Source organism: Niallia alba, assembly GCF_012933555.1.
Taxonomy (GTDB): Bacteria; Bacillota; Bacilli; order Bacillales; family Cytobacillaceae; genus Niallia; species Niallia alba.
The window spans coordinates 2,423,762-2,445,414 of sequence record NZ_JABBPK010000001.1 but is presented as its reverse complement, the minus strand read 5'-3'; the positions used below and the strand labels follow the sequence as shown (position 1 = coordinate 2,445,414).

General features: G+C 33.9%; 28 protein-coding genes and 1 pseudogene. 10 read left to right on the top strand and 19 right to left on the bottom strand.

What is annotated here, in order from left to right:
* Positions 1-32 precede the first annotated feature (32 nt).
* Positions 33-875 (bottom strand): GNAT family N-acetyltransferase, encoded by an 843-nt coding sequence (locus HHU08_RS11755; protein ID WP_016205011.1) that lies wholly within the window; start codon positions 873-875, stop codon positions 33-35.
* 47 nt (positions 876-922) lie between these two features.
* The gene (locus HHU08_RS11750) at positions 923-1,504 is read right to left on the bottom strand and encodes an LOG family protein (RefSeq protein ID WP_169188531.1); all 582 of its coding nucleotides are present in this window, start codon (positions 1,502-1,504) and stop codon (positions 923-925) included.
* 270 nt (positions 1,505-1,774) lie between these two features.
* Between HHU08_RS11750 and HHU08_RS11745 the strand changes: the two genes are divergently transcribed.
* The 3 genes from HHU08_RS11745 to HHU08_RS11735 all read left to right on the top strand — a co-directional run bounded on the left by HHU08_RS11745 (position 1,775) and on the right by HHU08_RS11735 (position 2,614).
* A complete protein-coding gene (locus HHU08_RS11745; RefSeq protein WP_169188530.1) occupies positions 1,775-1,933 on the top strand; it encodes a hypothetical protein in 159 nt (52 codons plus the stop codon).
* A gap of 234 nt (positions 1,934-2,167) precedes the next feature.
* Positions 2,168-2,263 carry a YjcZ family sporulation protein gene (locus HHU08_RS11740; RefSeq protein ID WP_084668784.1) on the top strand — a complete coding sequence of 32 codons (96 nt, stop codon included), beginning with the start codon at positions 2,168-2,170 and terminating at the stop codon, positions 2,261-2,263.
* A 243-nt stretch (positions 2,264-2,506) separates the two neighbouring features.
* Positions 2,507-2,614, top strand: a complete 108-nt coding sequence (locus tag HHU08_RS11735; protein ID WP_016205009.1) for a YjcZ family sporulation protein — start codon at positions 2,507-2,509, stop codon at positions 2,612-2,614.
* Between the two features lie 128 nt (positions 2,615-2,742).
* Here the strand turns inward: HHU08_RS11735 and HHU08_RS11730 are convergent, their stop codons facing one another.
* Both HHU08_RS11730 and HHU08_RS11725 read right to left on the bottom strand, forming a co-directional pair.
* Positions 2,743-3,054 (bottom strand): spore coat protein, encoded by a 312-nt coding sequence (locus tag HHU08_RS11730; protein ID WP_016205008.1) that lies wholly within the window; start codon positions 3,052-3,054, stop codon positions 2,743-2,745.
* Positions 3,055-3,199: 145 nt separating this feature from the next.
* Complete coding sequence (locus HHU08_RS11725; RefSeq protein ID WP_169188529.1) at positions 3,200-3,421, bottom strand: WYL domain-containing protein; 222 nt, start codon at positions 3,419-3,421, stop codon at positions 3,200-3,202.
* Positions 3,422-3,688: 267 nt separating this feature from the next.
* Between HHU08_RS11725 and HHU08_RS25705 the strand changes: the two genes are divergently transcribed.
* Entirely contained in the window at positions 3,689-4,273 is a 585-nt protein-coding gene (locus HHU08_RS25705; protein WP_318010517.1) for a ferritin-like domain-containing protein, read from the top strand.
* Positions 4,274-4,927: 654 nt separating this feature from the next.
* On the opposite strand, the gene HHU08_RS11715 is transcribed toward HHU08_RS25705, so the two are convergent.
* On the bottom strand, positions 4,928-5,794 hold the full coding sequence (locus HHU08_RS11715) for an N-acetylmuramoyl-L-alanine amidase (protein WP_169188528.1): 867 nt from the start codon (positions 5,792-5,794) through the stop codon (positions 4,928-4,930).
* Positions 5,795-6,004: 210 nt separating this feature from the next.
* Here HHU08_RS11715 and HHU08_RS11710 point away from each other — a divergent pair, with 210 nt between their 5' ends.
* A complete protein-coding gene (locus tag HHU08_RS11710; protein WP_016205004.1) occupies positions 6,005-6,595 on the top strand; it encodes a hypothetical protein in 591 nt (196 codons plus the stop codon).
* Between the two features lie 359 nt (positions 6,596-6,954).
* On the opposite strand, the gene HHU08_RS11705 is transcribed toward HHU08_RS11710, so the two are convergent.
* Entirely contained in the window at positions 6,955-7,137 is a 183-nt protein-coding gene (locus HHU08_RS11705) for a hypothetical protein (protein WP_016205003.1), read from the bottom strand.
* A gap of 280 nt (positions 7,138-7,417) precedes the next feature.
* On the opposite strand from HHU08_RS11705, the gene sda reads away from it, so the two are divergent.
* Positions 7,418-7,552 (top strand): sporulation histidine kinase inhibitor Sda, encoded by a 135-nt coding sequence (sda, locus tag HHU08_RS25955; protein WP_016205002.1) that lies wholly within the window; start codon positions 7,418-7,420, stop codon positions 7,550-7,552.
* Between the two features lie 124 nt (positions 7,553-7,676).
* Positions 7,677-7,817, top strand: coding sequence for a hypothetical protein (locus tag HHU08_RS11695; RefSeq protein WP_169188527.1), 141 nt, complete (start codon positions 7,677-7,679; stop codon positions 7,815-7,817).
* Positions 7,818-7,945: 128 nt separating this feature from the next.
* On the opposite strand, the gene HHU08_RS11690 is transcribed toward HHU08_RS11695, so the two are convergent.
* From HHU08_RS11690 to HHU08_RS11685, 3 genes and pseudogenes are all read right to left on the bottom strand, one after another.
* Positions 7,946-8,212, bottom strand: a complete 267-nt coding sequence (locus HHU08_RS11690; RefSeq protein WP_101731281.1) for an ASCH domain-containing protein — start codon at positions 8,210-8,212, stop codon at positions 7,946-7,948.
* 265 nt (positions 8,213-8,477) lie between these two features.
* Positions 8,478-8,651: pseudogene (locus HHU08_RS25105) on the bottom strand (DNA cytosine methyltransferase); the annotation flags it as partial.
* Positions 8,652-8,688: 37 nt separating this feature from the next.
* Entirely contained in the window at positions 8,689-8,880 is a 192-nt protein-coding gene (locus tag HHU08_RS11685) for an IDEAL domain-containing protein (RefSeq protein WP_016205000.1), read from the bottom strand.
* Between the two features lie 86 nt (positions 8,881-8,966).
* Here HHU08_RS11685 and HHU08_RS11680 point away from each other — a divergent pair, with 86 nt between their 5' ends.
* Positions 8,967-9,128: a hypothetical protein gene (locus tag HHU08_RS11680; RefSeq protein WP_169188526.1), complete on the top strand. Its 162-nt coding sequence runs from the start codon at positions 8,967-8,969 to the stop codon at positions 9,126-9,128.
* 70 nt (positions 9,129-9,198) lie between these two features.
* On the opposite strand, the gene glnA is transcribed toward HHU08_RS11680, so the two are convergent.
* The 5 genes from glnA to spoVK all read right to left on the bottom strand — a co-directional run bounded on the left by glnA (position 9,199) and on the right by spoVK (position 14,778).
* On the bottom strand, positions 9,199-10,536 hold the full coding sequence (glnA, locus tag HHU08_RS11675) for a type I glutamate--ammonia ligase (RefSeq protein WP_169188525.1): 1,338 nt from the start codon (positions 10,534-10,536) through the stop codon (positions 9,199-9,201).
* A gap of 34 nt (positions 10,537-10,570) precedes the next feature.
* Positions 10,571-10,990 (bottom strand): MerR family transcriptional regulator, encoded by a 420-nt coding sequence (locus HHU08_RS11670; RefSeq protein WP_016204997.1) that lies wholly within the window; start codon positions 10,988-10,990, stop codon positions 10,571-10,573.
* Positions 10,991-11,101: 111 nt separating this feature from the next.
* Positions 11,102-12,370, bottom strand: coding sequence for a methionine gamma-lyase family protein (locus HHU08_RS11665; protein WP_169188524.1), 1,269 nt, complete (start codon positions 12,368-12,370; stop codon positions 11,102-11,104).
* A complete protein-coding gene (gene hflX / locus HHU08_RS11660; protein WP_169188523.1) occupies positions 12,371-13,645 on the bottom strand; it encodes a GTPase HflX in 1,275 nt (424 codons plus the stop codon).
* A 179-nt stretch (positions 13,646-13,824) separates the two neighbouring features.
* The gene (gene spoVK, locus HHU08_RS11655) at positions 13,825-14,778 is read right to left on the bottom strand and encodes a stage V sporulation protein K (protein WP_169188522.1); all 954 of its coding nucleotides are present in this window, start codon (positions 14,776-14,778) and stop codon (positions 13,825-13,827) included.
* Between the two features lie 346 nt (positions 14,779-15,124).
* Between spoVK and HHU08_RS11650 the strand changes: the two genes are divergently transcribed.
* Entirely contained in the window at positions 15,125-15,736 is a 612-nt protein-coding gene (locus tag HHU08_RS11650) for a Type 1 glutamine amidotransferase-like domain-containing protein (protein WP_169188521.1), read from the top strand.
* 156 nt (positions 15,737-15,892) lie between these two features.
* Here HHU08_RS11650 and hfq read toward each other — a convergent pair whose 3' ends face one another.
* From hfq to HHU08_RS11630, 4 genes are all read right to left on the bottom strand, one after another.
* Positions 15,893-16,129: an RNA chaperone Hfq gene (gene hfq, locus HHU08_RS11645; protein WP_169188520.1), complete on the bottom strand. Its 237-nt coding sequence runs from the start codon at positions 16,127-16,129 to the stop codon at positions 15,893-15,895.
* Positions 16,130-16,156: 27 nt separating this feature from the next.
* Positions 16,157-17,119 carry a tRNA (adenosine(37)-N6)-dimethylallyltransferase MiaA gene (gene miaA / locus HHU08_RS11640; protein ID WP_407939812.1) on the bottom strand — a complete coding sequence of 321 codons (963 nt, stop codon included), beginning with the start codon at positions 17,117-17,119 and terminating at the stop codon, positions 16,157-16,159.
* A 126-nt stretch (positions 17,120-17,245) separates the two neighbouring features.
* Entirely contained in the window at positions 17,246-18,601 is a 1,356-nt protein-coding gene (locus tag HHU08_RS11635) for a DUF4030 domain-containing protein (RefSeq protein WP_169188518.1), read from the bottom strand.
* Positions 18,602-18,623: 22 nt separating this feature from the next.
* Positions 18,624-19,187, bottom strand: a complete 564-nt coding sequence (locus tag HHU08_RS11630; RefSeq protein ID WP_169188517.1) for a hypothetical protein — start codon at positions 19,185-19,187, stop codon at positions 18,624-18,626.
* A 177-nt stretch (positions 19,188-19,364) separates the two neighbouring features.
* Here HHU08_RS11630 and HHU08_RS11625 point away from each other — a divergent pair, with 177 nt between their 5' ends.
* Positions 19,365-20,480 carry an IS4 family transposase gene (locus tag HHU08_RS11625; RefSeq protein ID WP_100525938.1) on the top strand — a complete coding sequence of 372 codons (1,116 nt, stop codon included), beginning with the start codon at positions 19,365-19,367 and terminating at the stop codon, positions 20,478-20,480.
* Between the two features lie 122 nt (positions 20,481-20,602).
* Here HHU08_RS11625 and HHU08_RS11620 read toward each other — a convergent pair whose 3' ends face one another.
* Positions 20,603-21,478 carry a sigma factor-like helix-turn-helix DNA-binding protein gene (locus HHU08_RS11620; protein ID WP_169188516.1) on the bottom strand — a complete coding sequence of 292 codons (876 nt, stop codon included), beginning with the start codon at positions 21,476-21,478 and terminating at the stop codon, positions 20,603-20,605.
* Positions 21,479-21,653 lie beyond the last annotated feature (175 nt).

The window sequence follows — 21,653 nt, the reverse complement described above, 5'->3', positions numbered from 1 at the left end:
ATCACAGTTTTTTAAAATTAAGAATCTAGCTTCTATTTCTCTAAAAATAACAAAATAGAATCTATCATTGGTTGATAACCAATTTCCATATATATTTTATTCGAGGTTGGGTTAGTAATATCTGTATAAAGACTAGTAGAAGAAAAATCGCTCTCCAAAAGCCTCTCTGAGAGTTCCGCAACACAATTTGTTGCATAACCTTTGTTTCTAAACTCTTTCGGTGTGTACACAAAATTAATCGTTATATTGTTTTTCGTCGGTCTACTTGCATTTGCCATACTAACTAGCTGATGATCTACTTCCCAACCCGCAAGTTTGCCTCCTTGAATGAGCTCCTCGACTCTCTTACTTGCCTGTTCCATTTCTAATGGTTGGTTTATTGATGCAGCGAAATCATAAACCCATTGTTGAATGGTAGATTGATCATTTTTGGTTATCCACCTAAAATTCCCTAGATTAGATGGTTTCTTTTTGACTTCGTTCAATTGATAGATTCGTTGATCCATTCCAAGAATAACTTTTAATTGACGTAACGATGCAATATGTTGGGCCATTTCTCTTACAATCGTCTTTTCGCCAATAAAACCAGGGATTTCAGTAATACTTTCATGAATTAGTTTACTGATCAAAGAGAGTTCCAAAGGAATAATTTTCTGAAAAACAGAAACGATTATTTGTTTAGGATGTGTCTGTAACAACATAAGAATAGGTTGTTCATCTTTATATACTCCAGCCATTACCGTAGGCTTAATCTTCTCGTCTATATTCATTAAGATTCCTAGAGGTAAGCCATTAACTGCTTCTTCCTTTTCTAAATATGGAATCATAACTCGCTTGAAATCTTCAACATCATAAAATTTTTGCACAAGAAACATCGCTGTCCTACTCCTATCGTCAAGTATTTACATAGTATGAAAAGAGATTAAGTCTGACTGACTTGAATAAATGATTTTATCCCAGGGGGAGTATAAGTTGCAAATTTATCAAGCAACTGTTTTGGATCAGAATCAACAATTGTTATGGTTCGATATTGGTCTTGTAAAAATTCTGCATCAGCCATATGATTAATTAATCCAACAAGGGGGTCGTAATAATGGTTGATGTTAAGAATCCCAAGTGGTTTTTTATGCAGACCAAGTTGTGCCCAAGTAAAGATCTCAAAAAACTCCTCCATCGTTCCAGCACCACCTGGAAGCGTAATAAATCCATCAGCTAGCTCGGTCATTTTTGCTTTTCTTTCATGCATAGATTTTACAACAATTAATTCACTTAAAGCAGGATGGGCTATTTCTTTTTCTTGCAGAAAATCAGGCAGCACACCTATTACCTTTCCTCCTGATTCCACCATGCTATCAGCAATTGCACCCATTAAACCAATACAAGAACCACCATATACAAGCTCCATTTCACGTCTAGTCAATTCTTTCCCTAATGCGACTGCTTCCTCCGTATAAACGGGAGAAGCTCCTGCACTCGACCCACAGAATACAGCAATTCTTTTCATTATTGATCCCTCCATTTTACAAAGTTAAGAGAACATTTCATACTTTCAATTTAGTACTTTACTAATTTGCTTCGTTTACGAAATTAGATCTTGATTGGAAAAATTTTCTCCTCCTTCTATTTTAACTCGAATAAGGAACGAAAAGAAGGAACATTTTTCCAATCTCCCTTTGAAATGAAATAATTTTTTAAAAATATGTTTAAGAAGTTTGGAAACTGGGTATGAGATAGTTAAAACAATATAAGTACACCTAATATCAAGGAGGTTAAAATGACAAAAGGGAATGTATTATATAAAGGCAGAGTGTTTAAAATTTTATTTTGCTATGATACAGGTTATTGTGAAATTAGGGATATTTATAATGTGTTTAAGGTAGAACTCGTACATAATTCTCAACTCACAATGATAGAAGACGTCTGCACTAATTAGGATATTTTTCTTTTTTTGTCATGGATCATGACAATTTATTTTCAAAATGATTGTAAGCGTTCTTCTATCGCTTAATTTCTAATGGTTATCATAGCTTGCTTAAGCTAATTGTACCATTTTACATACCTATTTCTGAATTTAGACCATTTTCCGAAAAAAATTTAATGAACTTGTCCACACCATATTCGGCTACCTTCATACAATATAGTAAATCTAAAGGTGGAGGTGACTAGTATGTCTGGATATGGAGGCGGATTTGGAAGTAACTTTGCATTAATCGTAGTATTATTTATTTTATTAGTTATTATCGGTGCATCTTATGTAAGTTAATAGTAATACTTCTATCGTTAGGAACTAATCGTGTTTCAAAAGAGGGAAATCATAGGTCTACCTATAATTTCCCTCTTTTTGTTTTTCCTTCAAATTATAAATACACACTCCCTAACCTCAATAGACTAGAACAACTAGCCTCTAATCAAAAAGCCTTTTATTCCCCATAATAGATTCTTGTCCACTCACTTTAAATTATTCCTACATAAGATATGATGTAGCTTGGAGAAGGAGGTGGCATACATGTCAGATTGTTATGGCGGTGGCGGTTACAATAGTAACTTCGCTTTATTAGTTGTGTTGTTCATCTTGTTAATTATCATTGGCGCTTCCTATTGGGGCGGTTATTAATTTGCTAAAAAAGAAGGCACTTTTGTGCTTTCTTTTTTTTATCCTAATTTACTTATTCTTCTTTCCAACCTTTACAAAACAGAAATGGTACCCTGTTCCATAAGGGTACCATTTCTCCTATGCTGCAATTAAAAGAATCTTCTTGGTCTGCAATTATTTGGGTTATTTACATTGGAACCACAATCGAAATCTTCTACTACTGTTTCGTTTACTTGTCTTTCCGTTACTGGATAATAGTTCTCGTTCCGAATAACAGTTCTATTCACATTGATTATTTCAGTTGGATGAATATTACGAATTCTGCGTTTGTTTGTTGTAGTTCTCACGACTGTTTCAGTTGGATGAACAATATCTTGGACAGGGGAAACACGATTTCCACATTTTCTCCCACAATTATTATTACCTGTACCTAAAACATCATCATTATTATAGCGACCCATTTCTTTTGCTCCTTTCCTTTTTTAAATTTCCTTACGTTATATACTATGTAAGGAAAAGGAGCTTGTCCGAGCGTTTATACTATTCTTTGTCAAAATATGCTGAAGAACTAAGAGAAATGTCTATTCGGGAAAAAGAAAGGCCTTATCAAGCATACTTTTTATATGGATTTGACTTAAAGGAAGCGGCTAAGATGGCATCCATTTTAAAAATACGTGGCTGCTTCTTTTTTAAACAATAGGCCTTGATGTATGTATCTGTGAGACCATTCACAAGAATCGATCGCTGGGATACAGTACTATCTTTTTTAACATAGATAATTTCTATCGGTCTTTTTTCTTTCCACGCTTTTTGTAATTGTTTTATCATCTTAGCTCCTCCTTTTGACAATATTATATACGAACATTAGTTCTTAATCAAGAAAAATAGAACAAATGTTCCTAAATGTATTTTATTACTATACAGTAATCGAATTTTATAAAATTATTTTATGTTTGCTTTGAGTAAAATGCTGTAATTCTCACCTGGACTAACTCAGAGAAATATTGATTTAAAGAAAGCGTTGAATTTTAACTAGACAACCATCATCCTTAGGAAAAATGGCATAGGATAACTCAAAAACGAAGGAGTTATATTATGCGTTCATCTATAACTACAGTAATGGATGGGGTAATTCCATCTCTTTATCATAGTCCTTGGAATCCATTATTACATTGTCCTCATGCAAGTAATCATGTTCATTTTGGTTATCCATCCTACCCTAGTAAACAAATATCCTCAAACCAACATGCTTATCATTATCTTGATCCAAATTCACCAATACACGTTAGGCAACACGAGATACTTTCTCAAATGATGAAAGCAATTAACGGAGAATATGCTGCTATAGCCTGTTATCAAAAGCTTAAGAACCTAGCTCCGACAAAAAATGAAAAAACAATCATAAATGAAATAAGAAAAGATGAAATCAGGCATTTCAACACCTTTTCTAATTTATATACACAGTTAACTGGAAAGAAACATACACCTATCATTACAGAAAAATGCCCCAGTGACTATAAGAAAGGCATTGATTATGCTTTTAACGATGAGCAAGAAACCGTGGATTTGTATTTAGATATTGCTTACCATACAGATAACAAAAAAGTAAAAGAAGAATTTCTAAGAGCCGCACATGATGAACAAAATCATGCCGTTTGGTTTTTGTATTTTCTGAGGTAAATAATTGGTAAAAGAAAAAGTGCAGACAAAAAATTCCCCTATGGTATTTTCCATTAGGGGATTACACTAGAGGACGTTAAAACTGTCACTTGCTTTATAACACGTCAACATATTGTAATATTGTAGGAATACTGAATGAAAAAAGGACAATTAATCCTATAAGCGTTCCTATAAGTACATAACTATTAAAAAACCATCCTGACAAAGTAAACCCTTTCAGCTTTGAAAACAATACCACAATAAAAAAGATTAATATAGGTAAAAACGAAAAAATAACTGCTACTAATATTCCAACGACTAATTGTATAAATATTAAGCCACTCATATTAGTACTAAGACACCTCCTCTTCTCCCATAATAACGCTTTAATCTTTTAATTTTGTTTATTTTCTTCCAAATAAACAAATCTGCTATGTATACTAACTGATTATTCTTTCTATATTATATCACTTAAAAGGATGAATAAATTGCTATTTAATTTCAATTTTACAATAATTATATATATTCTAAAATGTATCATTTATTCAAAGTCTGTTCAAAAAAAGAATAAATGTTTTTTATATGATATGTAAAAATTTGAAAATCCCTGCTCCAAAAAAGAACAGGGAAAGTTGTGTTAAATCATGATGTGCAGTTATTATTTGTATAACTTGTTTATCTTATAGGTATCGTTTGTCCGACTTGTAAAGTGTTCACATTTACTGAAGGATTCAATTTTTCCAATGTACCGTGCTTTATATTGAATTTTTCTTCAATATCCCAAAATATATCTCCTTTTTGAATATTATATATTTGAATAGTAACACCTATATTTAATTTACTGCCGATTTGCAGGGCATTAGGATTAATACCAGCGTTCCATGTTTTTAGCTGATCAACTGTAACTCCTTGCGTTTGCGCGATACTCCATAGCGTATCTCCTTGCGCAACGGTATAAGATCCACTCTGCGCCTTCCCTACTTCTATTACTTTCTTCTTTAATCCAAGCGCTTTTGCCAATCCTTCAACATGCCCTCTTGCAATTGCATCCAAGACATCATTCCGTTTCAATAAATTGGCATCAACTTTAGTGTCGATGAATAAGTTTTCTGATAAAAGTGCTGGACTATTCGTTTCGCGTAATACATGAAAATTAGCCGACTTTGCTCCTCTATCTATCACATTGAATGCTTTTAATTCTGCCATAACCGCAGAATGAATTGTAGATTGTACTTTGCCTGTCGCACTAGTAGCAGTTAAGGTGTTATAACGGTAATCCTCATACCCTGTTCCTCCACCTGCATTGATGTGGACAGATAGGAAGAAATCAGAGCCCCAAGCATTAGCAGCATCCGTGCGCTGTGACAAAGATAAAGTAGTATCGCTCGTTCTGCTCATTTTCACACTAACATTTTCATAGTTTTTTAATAAGCTTTCAATTTTTTTCGCAATTGTAAGCGTTAATACTTTTTCTTGCAAGCCGTTGCCAACTGCTCCCGGATCAGTACCACCATGCCCTGCATCTATAAAAATTTTTGCCATGTACCTTCACTCTCCATTCTGTTTTTTATTTATACTATGAACAGATGGTAAAATACGTGTAGATACTATTATTTCCGTTTTGTTACAAATTAGGATACATATAGATTATGCTAATTAATTTAATAATAGCTAATTTCTTAAAATGATTAAGAAAATTAATTGTAATTAGACTACCTTTATTCAAATAGCATTAATTAGGAGGTGTTTCCATTGATTAAGTTATTTAAAAAACGATGGATGCTCTTTGATCAAGTCGTGAAACCATATAAGCCTTATGTAACGGTTGATTATGGTATTATGCCTGTTTCTCCAAGTGATATTGTAGGACTTTCTTTACCAGTTAGCAAAGTTAGAAACGGCGATAAACTCAAAGAGCTCCGGAATTCTGTCGAACAAAAAGGTTGGAAAGATGATTGTCCAGCCGATTTACATTTATACCGACTTCCTAACGGAAAATATACAGTAGCTTCTGACGGAAATCACCGCACTTTTCTATCTAATCAATTAGATGTCCCTAAAATTAAAGCAATGGTTAGCCTTTTAATACCAGAAAACTATATTCCAGAAAATATTAAAGCAAAAGTGGAAGAATACGAAAGTAAAGAACAAACTTACCGATCAGAGGCAGAGAAACTCCATGAAACATTACAAAATCTCGCTATAAAGCAAAAAAACACTAAAGAAGAATTTGCATTTAAAAATTATTGTAAATTAACAGAGGATATGTACCATAAACGACAACATACACTTATAGGATTGGCTAGATTTTTAAATTTATTACCTAATGAAGCAGCGGAGTAATCCGCTGCTTATTCCTTATATCCCAATCATTTTTAATTACTATCTCTTTTTTATACCGTTCAACTCTCCCAAAGTCTTAAAGGATTACAACTCAGTAGCCTCTCATTTCTTAATCTATTTCCATATAATTTAATAAATACATTATTAATCGTTTTCGCGATAAATGCTACAGTTATATACATTTATGTTTTACAATAGAATTCAAAAGTTGTATATAGTGAATAATCTAGCCACTTTTATTGATGTATTATTGCTAATTTTTGAATTTTCATTCTCTGTTTACCCGCTATTCAATCGGACTCACCGCTTATGAGCCTATTAAAAAAGGACTCCTCCTTTTGGAAGAATCCTAATAAATATTATGGTTTTCTGTACTTTTGAAATTTTATTGCATTATCACCTGAATTACTTAATTTTCTTTTTAAAAATGAAGTGTCATTATAAACTCTTAGACAAAAGAAAAGCATAAATGCACTAAAAACACTCGATAAAATCGTGCTCCCAATTAGTAACCAAATTATTTTCTTCGTACCATTCCACATTATTCCCACCCCCTAATTGGAGGTATTGTCTGTAAAAACAATGATTATTATTCGAGTTAATTATTGGCTTACCTTAAAAAGCACCCACTTATAAGACCTGCTCTTAATATCTCAACAGACGTCCCTCCTCATGATATAATTTGTATTAGGATGTCTTCTGAAATGCTAAAAGAGTATTTATAGCTTTTTTTATTTTATTTTTTCAAGAGTTTAACGAGTTTCATTTTTCTTTAATTTGGGTAAATCTTCAAATAATTAATAATTTAAGCAGTTTATCACGTTGGATTCATTAAAAAAACTAAATAACGATAATTTAATTACTGCTTACATTTCTGCAATTAAATATAAATTATCGAATGACTTTGTTTTATTATTAAAAAAGGAATTAATAAAAAGAAATATTTCCATTCATTGATTTACAAAAGCCTCTCCATCAACTTATTTTCGAAAATGCTTCACAAAGATAGAATATTTTCAACTTTCATCACCATAATTAGTAAGTTTGATTAGTATTACACACTTTAAAGGAAGTGAACTTTGTGATTGGATCAAGAGTCTTATACCAAGAGAAAGAATATGTAGTCATCCATAAATATGAAACAGGCTATTGCGAAATAAGAACTTTAAATTCCTTTCAAGTTAAACTAATACATGAATCAGAATTAACATTTTTAGATTAGCAAAGCCGCAACACCCATTTTTACCTAATCTGATAAACTAGAAATTATCCTCACCATTCTCTCCCTCCCAAAGGAAGGAGAGTAAATCATATTCTCCCATTAACGGCAAAAGCAACATCCACAAGCTCTTAATAATCCACCTTAACTTTGTGACATTCTATTAAATCCACTGTTGCTATAATCGCACCTGTTGGCAATTTTTCATGCGATTTAATTCCGTATCTCAAAAGAGATGCTATGATTGTAACCTCGTCAAAGGCTGCCTTATCTATTTGCTTTCCCGCATGAATTGCTAATGCTCCACAATGTTTTGTTTGCCATGATGAGGTCTCAAATTCTTTTTCACCAAAGGTAATCAAATTTGCCCAAGGTTGTCTAATAGTTATAGCTTTCATTTCCCTTCACCCTTTCTTTCCAAGTCCAAAATTACGAACTTTTATTTGTATAAATATTTCTAATTTACAAAAGATAAATTTAGGAGGAGGTGTATCTTTATGTCAAAAAATGATTCTGTATTAGGATTGGATTATTAGCTGTCCTTCTAACAACAATATATACTGCCATATTAGCTTCCCAATTAATGGCTACAAAACACAAAGTTGATTACCTATACTTTAAAGACAAATTTAGTCATAAAGAAAAGACAACTAATTAATTATTCCAAAAGCCTTCTTTATAAAAAGTAGGCTTTTTATGTTCTGTATCTGGATGATTAGCCTTATGCAAGACAATAGCAGCTGGATCATGATTTATAGCAATATCTACTGATAATCCAGTTGCTAATTATATTCCTGTGCTAGCTCCACCATCACCAGTAAAGTTATCAACTATAATTTCTCTAAATAAATCTAACTACAAAATCCTCCCTCCTTCACAATATTTTCTCTCTCACTAACATACGTGCATTCAACCTGTCCGTTAATTCTATAAACCACTCTTCTGGACCTAAATCTAAGGCTAAATCTATTAGGCTTCTAAGCTGATGCTCGTTTAATTTTGGTTCATTTTGAATTCTTATAAAGTCTTCCATCATTTTTTTAAATAAAGGGGTATAATTCCACATAAATATTCGCCACTTAGGAAAGGTTGGATTACCAAGAGATTTAAATATACGCTCATGCTGTATTACTTTTAGAATCAAAGGTGGAAATGAAACACATTCAAGAAGCATTAGGGCATAGATCTATGCAAATTCCATCTGATGTTTATTCTCATGTTAGTAAGAACATTGAGTCAGATTCTATCGTAAAGTTTGAAAATCACACAAAAAAAATTATTTGGGGGGCAGAAAAGGTGTACAAAACAAATTAGTGTCCTTCCCTTCTGCTTTTGCCCTGAAAGAAAAAAGCCTCGACGCTTAGAGCGCCAAGGCTTTTTCATTTTAATACATTTCCATATACTGGTCGCGCTCCCATGGGTGCACTTGGACTCTAAACATATCCCATTCAATTTCTTTTGCTTCCACAAAATGAACAAAGATATGCTCTCCTAGAGCGTCGATCATTGTTTCGTTTTGTTTTAACTCATCTAATGCTTGCGCTAATGTGGATGGTAAATCAACAATGCCTTCAGCAATTCTTTCTTCTTTGCTCATGATATAGATATTTCTATCTACTGGAGCTTGAGGAGTTAATTGGTTGGCAATTCCGTCTAATCCTGCTTTTAGTAAAGCTGCCATTGCTAAGTATGGGTTAGCTGCTGGATCCACGCTGCGCACTTCTACACGAGTGCTTAATCCACGTGAAGCTGGAATACGCATCAATGGTGAACGGTTTCTAGCTGACCATGCAACATAGCAAGGTGCTTCATAGCCAGGTACTAGACGTTTGTATGAATTTACAGTCGGGTTCGTAATAGCTGTAAAGCTAGTTGCATGTTTACCGATACCAGCAATAAACTGTAATGCTGTTTCGCTTAATTCTAATTCACCTTTTGGATCATAGAAAACATTTTCGCCATTTTTGAATAAGGAAAGGTTGCAGTGCATTCCTGATCCATTCACACCGAATAATGGTTTTGGCATAAATGTTGCATGTAAACCATGCTTACGTGCTATTGTTTTTACTACTAATTTAAAAGTTTGGATTTGGTCACATGCAGTAATCGCATCTGCATATTTGAAATCAATTTCATGCTGACCAGGTGCTACTTCATGGTGAGAAGCTTCAATTTCAAAGCCCATCTCTTCCAGTTCTAAAACAATATCACGACGACAGTTTTCCCCTAAATCTGTTGGTGCTAAATCGAAGTATCCACCGTTATCATTTAATTCTAATGAAGGTGTGCCTTTTTCATCCAATTTAAATAAGAAAAATTCTGGCTCTGGTCCAAGATTGAAATCAGTGAATCCTAGGGCTTCCATCTCTTTTAAGACTCTTTTTAAATTATTTCGAGGATCTCCTTCAAATGGTGTTCCATCTGGATTATAAATATCACAGATTAAACGTGCCACTTTTCCTTTTTCTGCAGTCCATGGGAAAACAACCCAAGTGTTTAGATCAGGATATAGATACATATCAGATTCTTCAATTCGAACAAAACCTTCGATAGAAGAACCATCAAACATCATTTTGTTATCCAATGCCTTATCCAGCTGACTGATTGGAATTTCCACGTTTTTGATTGTTCCTAGGATATCCGTAAATTGTAAGCGGATAAATTTCACGTTACTTTCACTTGCAAACCTTTTGATATCTTCCTTAGTGTAATTTTTAGCCACGACTATTCCTCCACTCCCAACTTTTCTGTTTTATCTATTTTTGAAAATAACGAGACATGTCTCCTTGTCTCATAGAGGGACGATGAGTATCATTAAAGCGTCCTGCATTTAATAACTCTTTGCGCAATAACTTGCGTAAATCCTCATCCGATAATTCTCTGCGTGCTTTTTCTGCTTCTTTCTTCACTTCATCTGTCAGCACTTGTTTTTCTTGAACAGAGAAAATTTGTTTAATTCCAGCAAGGTTTACTCCTTGATCAATTAGATCTTTAATCTCCAACAACTTATCAATATCCGATAAGGAAAAAAGTCTTCTATTGCCATCCGATCTTGCTGGAGCCACTAATTCGTGTTCTTCATAGTAACGAATTTGTCGAGCAGACAGCTCTGTTAATTGCATGACAATACTTATTGGAAAAAGAGGCATCGACCGACGAATTTGACTACCAGACATAGCATTCGGCTCCTTTAAAATGATTTAATCCACCTTCATTATATGATTGGGAAAAAAAGATGTCAACTCATGTTACACTTTCTTCCCAATCCATGTAACTGATTGCTATATTCAAATAGTAATCAGTTTTTGTTCTGCTAATCGATTAATTGCGATACAAATGGCGATTTTCACATGAGAATAAGTTAAGCCCCCTTGTACGTAAGCAACATACGGTGGACGAATTGGACCATCTGCAGTTAATTCGATGCTTGCCCCTTGAATAAATGTACCAGCTGCCATAATAACGTCATCTTCATAACCTGGCATGTAATTTGGATAAGCTGTTACATGGGAATTAATTGGCGAAGCAAATTGAATGGCTTGGCAAAAAGCAATCATTTTGTCTTTATCATCAAACTGAACAGACTGAATTAAATCGGTTCTTTTCGTATTCCAGCTAGGCGAGGAATTCATTCCTAGTTTCTCTAACACCGCTGCTGTAAAAATGGCCCCTTTCAAGCTTTGACCAACTACATGTGGAGCAAGGAAAAAGCCTTGATACATCTCTTGTAAACTGTAGAGGGAAGCTCCTGCTTCTGCCCCAATTCCAGGAGATGTCATTCGATAGGAACATGCTTTAACAAGCTCTTCTTTCCCGATAATGTATCCACCTGTTTTCGCAATTCCTCCACCTGGATTTTTGATTAAAGAACCTGCCATTAAATCTGCACCAACATGACAAGGTTCCTTTTCTTCCACAAATTCGCCATAACAATTATCTACAAAAACAACGACGTCTTTTTTAATCTCTTTTACAAATGCAATCATCTTTTCCATTTCTGCAATTGTAAAAGAGGGTCTTGTTGCATACCCTTTTGAACGCTGGATGCCAATCATTTTTGTATTTGCATGAATGGATGCAGCAATTTTTTCATAATCTGGCTGTCCATCTGGAAGCAAATCTACACTGTTATAGCCAATATTAAACTCTCGGAGTGAGCCAATTCCTTCGCCTCTAATTCCAACAATTTCTTCTAACGTATCATATGGTTTACCTGTAATATACAGAAGTTCATCCCCTGGTCGAAGGATCCCAAACAACGCCGTGCTAATGGCATGTGTTCCAGAAATGATTTGTGGTCTCACTAAACCAGCTTCCCCACCGAATACTTCAGCATAAATACTTTCTAACGTATCACGGCCATTATCATCATATCCATACCCAGTTGATGGGATAAAGTGTGATTCACTCACTCGATGATTTTGAAAGCTTGATAAAACACGAAATTGATTGGTATCAATTCTTTTATCAATTGCTTGTTGTACTTCTTTAATTTGTTCTTCCACTTCATTTACTAACGCTTCTAGCTGTGTTCCATATGTTAACTGCTTATACATTTATTTCTCCCATTCCTCTACTTCTATAGGCTTTTTATATTTTAATATAGCATGTTCTTTTAGAGCATACCCTTTACATAAATAATTTTGCGTTTCTTCATCAAAAATTAAGCTACGCAAAACTGTCTCATTTTTTAGCTGAGACAATAATTTTCCGTTATTACTTTCAACCGTTGTCTCATAATATTCCATGTTTTCAATCATGATTTGTTCAATCGTTTGCTTAAGCTGTTCCCTATCTTCGTTATCAAAAGCGCTAATTAAAATGCTTTCCGTTTTCGATGTGGGCACAAATTTCGCATGCACTAAATCTTTTTTATTATAGACAGTTAATTGAGGGATTGCAGGTATTTCCAAATCTTCTAGTAATTTATGTACTGTTTCTTCATGCTGAAAATATTCCTCATTTGAGCTATCAACCACATGGAGCAATAAGTCTGCTTCTCGCACCTCTTCTAACGTTGAGCGAAATGCGGCAACTAACGTTGTTGGCAAATCTTGAATAAACCCTACAGTATCTGTAATAAGGGCCGAAAAGCCACTTGGCAAAATTATTTTTCTCGTCATTGGATCTAATGTTGCAAACAGGATATCCTCTTCAAATGAATCTGCTTCAGAGAGACGATTGAACAAAGTCGATTTCCCCGCATTCGTATAACCAACTAATGCGATTTGGAAGGCTCTATTTTTCTTTCGTCTTTCTCGGTAGCGATCTCGATGTTCGACAATAACGTTTAATTGGCTTTTAATATCATCAATTCTTCGTCTAATATGCCTTCTGTCTGATTCAAGCTTTGTTTCACCAGGCCCTCTCGTCCCAATACCTGCACCAAGTCTTGATAATTGGAGACCTTGTCCACCTAACCGTGGCAATAAGTATTGTAATTGGGCTAGCTCTACTTGAAGCTTTCCTTCTTTCGATCTTGCTCTTGAGGCAAATATATCTAGAATAAGCTGTGTTCGGTCAATGATTCTTGCATCCAAATTCTTTGACACATTCCGAACCTGACTTGGTGATAATTCATCATTAAAAATAATTAAGTCTGCTTCTAATTCCTCTGCAAGACTTTCTAATTCTTCAACCTTCCCTTTGCCGATATAGGTGGAGGGATGAATTCTTTCTCTCATTTGCGTTAAGGTGGCAACTACTTGTCCATTCGCTGTTTTCGTTAAATTTGCAAGTTCTTCCATTGAATATTCAAATCTGGCAGCATCATTCTGTGTTTCGCAACCAACCAGGATTACTTTTTCTTTCTCTACTTTGGTTTCCTTCAACTATGTAAACCTTCTTTCCATGCTGAACTTCATCTATTATAGCAAACAAATACCATTTCATCTATTTGCTCCTTATAAGGTTACCCAAATTTTAACGTAGTAAAAATGGTTTGTAAAAAAGCATATTAAAAAAGCTATTCCAAAAGAAATTCACTCTTTTAGAATAGCATTCTTATCCTTTATTTTTCTTTAGAGTCTAACACTATATCGTTGCTTCTTAATGTCATTAGTTCGTATTTATCATAATTGCTTTGCATAAGTAATCGCATTGCTTGAGCTCTTATTGATTTTTCAATAATATTGCGGATATATCGTCCGTTAGAAAAACTTTTGGGATGTTGCACATTTCGTACATAGGAAAGATGTTCTTTTAGCTTTTTTTCCGCCTCATGACTGAGCGCATACTCCCTTTCTTTTAACATCCGATCTGCTATCTCCATTAACTGATCGGTCGTATAATCAGGAAAATCAATGACAAGGGGAAACCTGGAATGTAGACCTGGATTTAAGGATAGAAAAAAATCCATCTCCCTAGAATAGCCTGCTAATATTAAAATGAAATCATGCTGTTTATCTTCCATATGCTTTACTAATGTATCAATTGCTTCTTTTCCGAAATCCTTTTCTCCTCCTCTTCCTAATGAATAAGCTTCATCAATGAAGAGAATCCCTCCCATCGCTTTTTTGACAAGATCTCTCGTTTTCTGTGCCGTATGACCAATATATTCACCAACTAAATCGGCACGCTCTGCTTCAATTAAATGACCTTTCGATAAAACATTCATCTTTTGAAAAAGCTTGCCAATTAACCTGGCAACAGTTGTCTTCCCTGTTCCTGGATTACCTTTAAACATCATATGCAATGCTTGTTTACCTGTTTTCAAGCCATTTTCTTCTCGCTTTTTATTTACATAAATCCATGCGTATATCTCTTTTATCATTTTTTTCATTTCGTCCATACCAACAAGGCTTCCTAATTCTGCTTCAATTTCCCTAAGTGCTTCATGTTCACTCGGAACAGTTCTGGGGATTGACTCAGCTTCTGGCTTTTCCTTTGGAAGAACCTTCTTCTTCTGTGAGTTGATTACTACGCTTATCTGTCCATTATTCTTCATCCGGATTGGATGCTCCAAAAGCCACACCTCCTCTAAAAACAAAACGCTCAAAATCTTGCTCATCAAAAGTTCCATTTATTGATGTTGACAGTATTTAAATGATTTCATACTGTTTGCTACTATTCCCCATTGTTAATGTATATTCAGAACCTCTTCTATTCATTAAACTATTTTCAGATTATTTTTTAATTCTGTTATCAAGATATTATAGAAGAGAATGTAACTATTTCATTCATTGAATTGTTATGTTTATTCAAGACAAACCAAAATTAATTAGAAATTTATAGTAAAATATAATTAATCTTTTTGATTATGATGTAGTTTCCTCATGCAAAAACAAAAAAATATAAAGGGAGATAGGGAAATGGCTAAAATATTTTTAACATCAAATGGCCTCTCTACAGAGATTATTAAACATGAATTTATAACAGCTCTAAAACAATTGACAAACCCGAAAGCAGTGATCATAACCACTGCGTCTCCACAAAAAGAAAAGAATAAATATGCCAGCAAAACGAAAAATGACTTGTTACAAATAGGGCTTAAACAAGTAGATTTTCTTGATGTAGAAGTGGAAGAAGCAAAGAAACTTAAACAGTATAATATCATTTATATTAACGGAGGCAATCCATTTCACTTACTTTATTACATAAAAAAAGGTGGAGCTGATACTGTCATAAGTAAGTTGTCCAAACAGAATGCTATCATTATGGGGACAAGTGCAGGTGCGCTAATTTTAGGACCTCATATCGAAGTGGTAAATCATTTTACTCCAGAGATGAACAAAATAGGAATGAATGATTTCACTGCATTAAACATAACTGATAAGGCTATATTTCCGCATTACGATAGAGAAGATGTTTTTCAAGACAACTCTGGACAAAGCATTGAGCATCGTATAAGAGAATTTGAAAGCAATAAACATGTTTCTATTGTTAGATTACAGGACAACCAATACATTCTTGTAAATAGATAAAACATTTTAGGGAATTATAGGACACAAAAAAACTTGAGGAGAATATCCTCAAGTTTTTTTGTATGCAATAATACCTTATAACATAAAATACTATTCCTCATCTCAAAAACAGAGCTAGGAATTATGCTAGAAGCAATGCTCAACGTCTTTTTCTTATTAAGCCTGCGTACCTTCTAAATCAATCTGTACATTCTTTTGCGGAGAAAACGTAGAAATGGCATGCTTATAAACTAATTGCTGCTTTCCTTCTGATTCAAATAATACAGTGAAATTATCGAAGCCTTTTATAAATCCACGTATTTGGAATCCGTTTAATAAGAATACCGTTACGTTTGTGCCGTCTTTACGTAATTGATTTAAAAATTGATCTTGAATGTTAACTGATTGCTTCATGAAAATCCTCCTCTTTTCTCTATACTATTATGTATTCGATTTAATTTTTAGCATTCCTTCTAAATAAGATGAAATTTCCTGTATTTTTTTTGTTATGTCATGTGTTTTTACACTTTCTGTCATATCAAACCACTGTACATTCATTTTATTACGAAACCAAGTCAATTGTCTTTTCGCATATCTCCTAGAATTCTGCTTTAATTCTTCAATAGACTCATCCAAGCTTTGCACACCATCGAAATACTTATAGATTTCTTTATAACCAATCGCTTGTATCGATTGGCAATCTCTTATACCTTCATCATAAAAACGCTGGACTTCTTCTAACAATCCGATTTCAAGCATTTGATTCACTCTTTTGTTAATTCGCTCATAAAGAACTTCTCTATCCATTGTTAAGCCAATTAATGCAGCATCATAGAGTGACTCTTGTCTCTGCTCTTTTTGAATGTCTGACATTTTTCTACCAGTTACATGAAAGACCTCTAACGCTCTAATAACACGGCGAATATTATGATGATGGATAGCTGCTGCAGATTCTGGATCCACTTCTTGAAGTCTGTCATGAATGGCTAAGCTTCCTTCTATTTGTGCGATTTCTTCCAATTTTGTACGGAATTCGGGATCAGAAGCAGTTTCTTGAAACTGATAATCAAATAAGACCGATTGAATGTACAAACCTGTTCCACCAACAATAAACGGTAATTTGCCTCTTGACGTTATTTCCGTTATTTTCTTGCGGACAAGTTCCTGAAATTGTGCAACTGAAAAACTATCATCAGGATCTACAATATCAATTAAATGATGGGGAACTCCTTGCATTTCTTCCTTAGATATTTTTGCTGTGGCAATATCCATTCCTTTATAAATCTGCATGGAATCTCCACTAATAATTTCCCCGTCGAATTTTTTCGCCAACTCAATACTAAGATTTGTCTTACCTACAGCAGTAGGTCCGATTAACACAACCACTTTTTCCTTTATTGTCAACTGATTCAACTGCCTTTTACTAACATTTAGCTAATGATTTTAAGCTATAATTATTATTTTATCACATTCCTCCGCGCAGTTTAACCTGTAAGCATTATTACCCAAACTACATGAAATATACAAAATTTAATAATGGATCTTTATTTTTTTCTTTCCCGCCGAATAGATATTAATGGTATAAGCATCATTTTGGACGATTTGTTTTACTTCCTCACTTTGTAGAAATTGATCTATAGAACGTTTAACAGCCCGAGCAATCTCTTCCTTGTTAGTATCTTTCATTAAAAAATATGTATATACATCAATAGAAACTTCTTTCGTATAGGCATTAATACTTATACTTTCAATATTATATTCTTTTCCTAATAAGAATCCTTCCTCAAAATAAGGAGTTAATTCTAACCATCTTTCTTGTCGGTCAACTCTGTCTTTATCATAATGGGATACAATCAGAGGTGCTTTATGGTTATATTTTTTTAAAATTCCTTGAGCCCTTGTTACTTCAGCATGCTCGGTTACCAGTTCAATAGCATCTGGAAGTGCTAAAACCCATTCCATCACTTTTTCTTGCTCTGAATAATCTCCTGGCCAAAGTTTGATTCCTTTCGCATTGGCTTCTATAATCACTTGATATGCTATTTCATCATCTCCAATTGTCTCTTCCATATAATCTAATTGGACAATGTATGGTATGTCTTTCTCTTTCAAAAACTGGTTTACAAAAGTAATGATTTCCGCTTTCTGACGATAAAGTACTTCGTCAAATATACCAATAGAAACTTCACTTTCTTCAAAATTGATTTTTATCGCAAATGACTCTTTTTGAAAGGTTTCCTCTAAATCCTTCTTTAATTGTTGCTCAAAAGTTCCATCCCGGTATATTGTTAATAAATCTGGCCCTTGTTTTGCTTGTGTCTTTTCCACAATACCACTATTCATGGCGCCACCAACAATAAGAAAATGTAAAATTAGGAGCGAATATAAAGCAGTCTTTTTCCTATTAATTTTTATCCCCTTAGTAACTACTGGCGTTAAAGGCAACGATATCGTCATTATTTCCGCATGTAGTATGTTATTAAATGTATGCACTGTAATCCCCTTTGTCGATAACACCTGTAAAAAAGAAAAGAGTCTTTTTCTAATCTCTCTTTTTGATTTCCTTACGATTCTTGCAATCTTCTTTATCTCTAGTTGAAAATAATAGTGTAAGAGAATAATAGCTTGATCAATTTCCTTTATTGACTTGAAGGAATATTCCGAAAGTAAAACTTTTGAAACTCTCCTCCTATTTTCCCCTTTCATTTGTTTTAGAATATATCGGAATCCTCTTTCCATTACATGATTTCTTTGAAATTTCGTGGAAGGTTTTATTAACCAAGCTTTGACGATTTCCTGTGACTTTTCCTTGTCTCCGATAAAGAACTGCGTAAATAACAACCAATCATTTACTTGTTTGCTATGAACAAAGGTTGACCCGTCCAATAAAGCCCCTACCCTTCTTTATTTATATTTCCTCTCTATTTTCTCCATGTATCTTTATTACATAAGGGACATTATTCATTAGATCTTGAATATCTTCATGCTCGAGAAAAAATTGTAAAGATCTTCTCAGCTCTTTTATAATCTCTTCTGTTTCATCTGCATCTTTTTCTGTTGTAAGGGAAAGTTCTGTATATACATTAAATTCCATAACACCATTTATATATTCTGAATACACATCATATAGTTTGTATTTATTTTCTCCAAAGAAAAATGCCTCTATTATAGCAAGATAAATATCCCACTTTGCTCTTTCCATATCTACTACATCTGCCGAAACCTTTCCAAAAGAAAAATTCCATTCCAAATTGTGTTTATGTATAATATTTTCGATTTCCTCTTTTAAAATCTCTTCTTCTTCTACTGAAATTTCTTCAGATAAAAGAATTTCTGTTGATTCTCCAGATTGTTCGCTGGTACCTCTTTGCATATAATAATACGGGTTTTCAGAGACTAATTCGAATATCTCTTGTTCCATTTCCATTACTTTATTCGCATCTTTTTGTTCATCAGTTAGTTCTACTTCCAATTGGTCTAGTACTTGAAATTCAAGTTGATACTCAAGATCACTAGTGTTGCGTTAATTTAATTTAACTATTAAAAATACTTGAAATGTTCAATTTTATCATTTTATGCAAAGAAAAAGTCCTTTATAATGGATAAGTTAGGTGGTAACCCGTCCAAATCCACTAAAAAGGACTATCGCATGGACAAGATTACACGAAAAACTTCATTTGGACAATGGTTTTCACCAATAAATCTTCAATTATTTGAAGAAAACGTGAAAACGTTGAAATTAGATTTCTATACGAAAAAACTAACGACAGAGTCATTTCTAAAATTATTACTTTTTGCGCAGCTAGAAGAAGTCGAAAGTCTGCATGCGCTGAGCGATTGTCTTTTCGATGATCAACTGCAAAAGGGCATTGATCTTGATTCTATCAGTATTTCCCAACTCTCACGCCGTTTAAATGGCATGAATCCAGACTTATTCCAAAAGCTTTTCCTTGATTTAGTTTCACAAATTCATGCCAAAACGCACAACACGAAACTTGTGATGCCATTAAAAATCATTGATTCAAGCACATTGCCTCTCAATTTGACTAATCATAAATGGGCAAAATTCCGCAAAACAAAAGCGGGTGTTAAATTGCACTTACGCCTTGTGTTTATGGAAAAAGGTATATCCTATCCCGAAAAGGCCATTATGACAACGGCCAAAGAACATGACCGCGGTCAGCTTGAAGTAATGGTTGATGACAAGGAATGTATGTATGTGTTTGACCGTGGTTACTTAGACTACGAACGCTTTGATCGGATGACAGATGACGGCTACTTTTTCCTTTCTAGGCTGCGAAAAAACGCAGTCATACGGGAGGTTTACGATTTTAAACTACCCGAGAATACATCTGTTTTGTCGGATCAAATGGTGTTGATTGGTACGACGCAAAACCGTGCCGAAAATTACTTTCGTCTTCTAAAAGTGATTGATTCAAAAGGAAATGAGCTTCATTTAATCACAAATCGTTTTGATTTAAGTGCTGAAGAAATCTCAAAGATGTATAAATCACGCTGGGCGATTGAGTTATTTTTCAAATGGATTAAACAACATCTCCATATCAAAAAGTTTTACGGCCAAAGCGAATGGGCAATTCAGAATCAAGTGTTTATCGCACTTATTGTTTTTTGCCTGCATGTTCTCGCACAAATCGAGACAAAAAGTAAACGAAAAACCCTACAAATTAGCCGATATTTACGGGCAGCTTTGTGGAAACCAGCACATATTTGGCTTCGAAAGATTGAAGGAAAAACCATTCCTTAATAAACAAATTGTCGTCGTCTCTTAAGTCTAATTGTAAAAAAATTTCCAAATGGATGGATCCACCTTTAGTTGGGTATTTACTTTTTTGGCTCTTAACAGGGGACATATTTAAACTGAATATTCTAACAACATTTATGCAACACTAGTGACTCAAGATCTCTATTTTCTAAATAGGACTCTATTAAAGCTGCTACTTCCTCCTTTTCACCTAATCTTTCTGGTGTGGGAAAATATACTTCAATCGTTTTTGTCTCTGAATCAGGTATGGTATAAATGTCCCCAAATCCTTTGTCTTTAATGTCTTGATTTATCTGTAACACTCCTCCTTCTTTAAAATATTTATAAATATCAGGTCCTAAACTAACTCTCGTCTTGCTAAGTGTCTCTTGATTAATAGATCCGCCAGCAACTAAAATTAATAATATTAATAATAAACCTGGTAGCTTATGCCTACCTTTTGTTCCCATAACTAGGACTTGATTTCTATTGTCTGGCGTTACATTTTCTATCCATTTACTTTTTATTAGTAATATCTCTTTTTTTAAAACCCCATCTATATTATTAACTGATACGAATTTACCATTATTTGTCCATATAGTAAGGCCATCATAAATAACTGTCTTCGCTTTTCTTTCTGAAATCCCTAAATGGTTGGCGATTTTTTTATAGGAATAATCGTAATAATACTTTAGTAGAAAAGCAATACGGGCTTGTTCGTTAAGTAATCCAAGGCGATTTAATAGGGGGCTAGCATCGATAGGTTGATAGATAATGTCATGATTACGATAATATTTCTTATATTCCTTGATTAATGGTTTTAAGACAAAATGATCGAGTCTTATTGAGATAAACTTGTCCTTTACTTGATTAACTGTTCTAGTAATTAATCGGTCGGTCAATACTTTGTCTCCAGTTAATAAAAATCCCAATAAATACCATTCTTCTATATCTGCATTTAAATTATTTCGCTTTGACAAATGTTTACGGCGTATTTTCAAACACATTCCGCCTTTCTGGAAAGCCCTTTATATTACCTTTATTTTACATGATGGAAGAAAAGTTGTCAGTATCATCTGTTTGAAAATTCCTTCTTCATGCAATATTCTGTTTAAACGAATTACAAAATGCCCCATTAGCGTTAGACGAGACGTATCTAACACTTAATGGAGCATT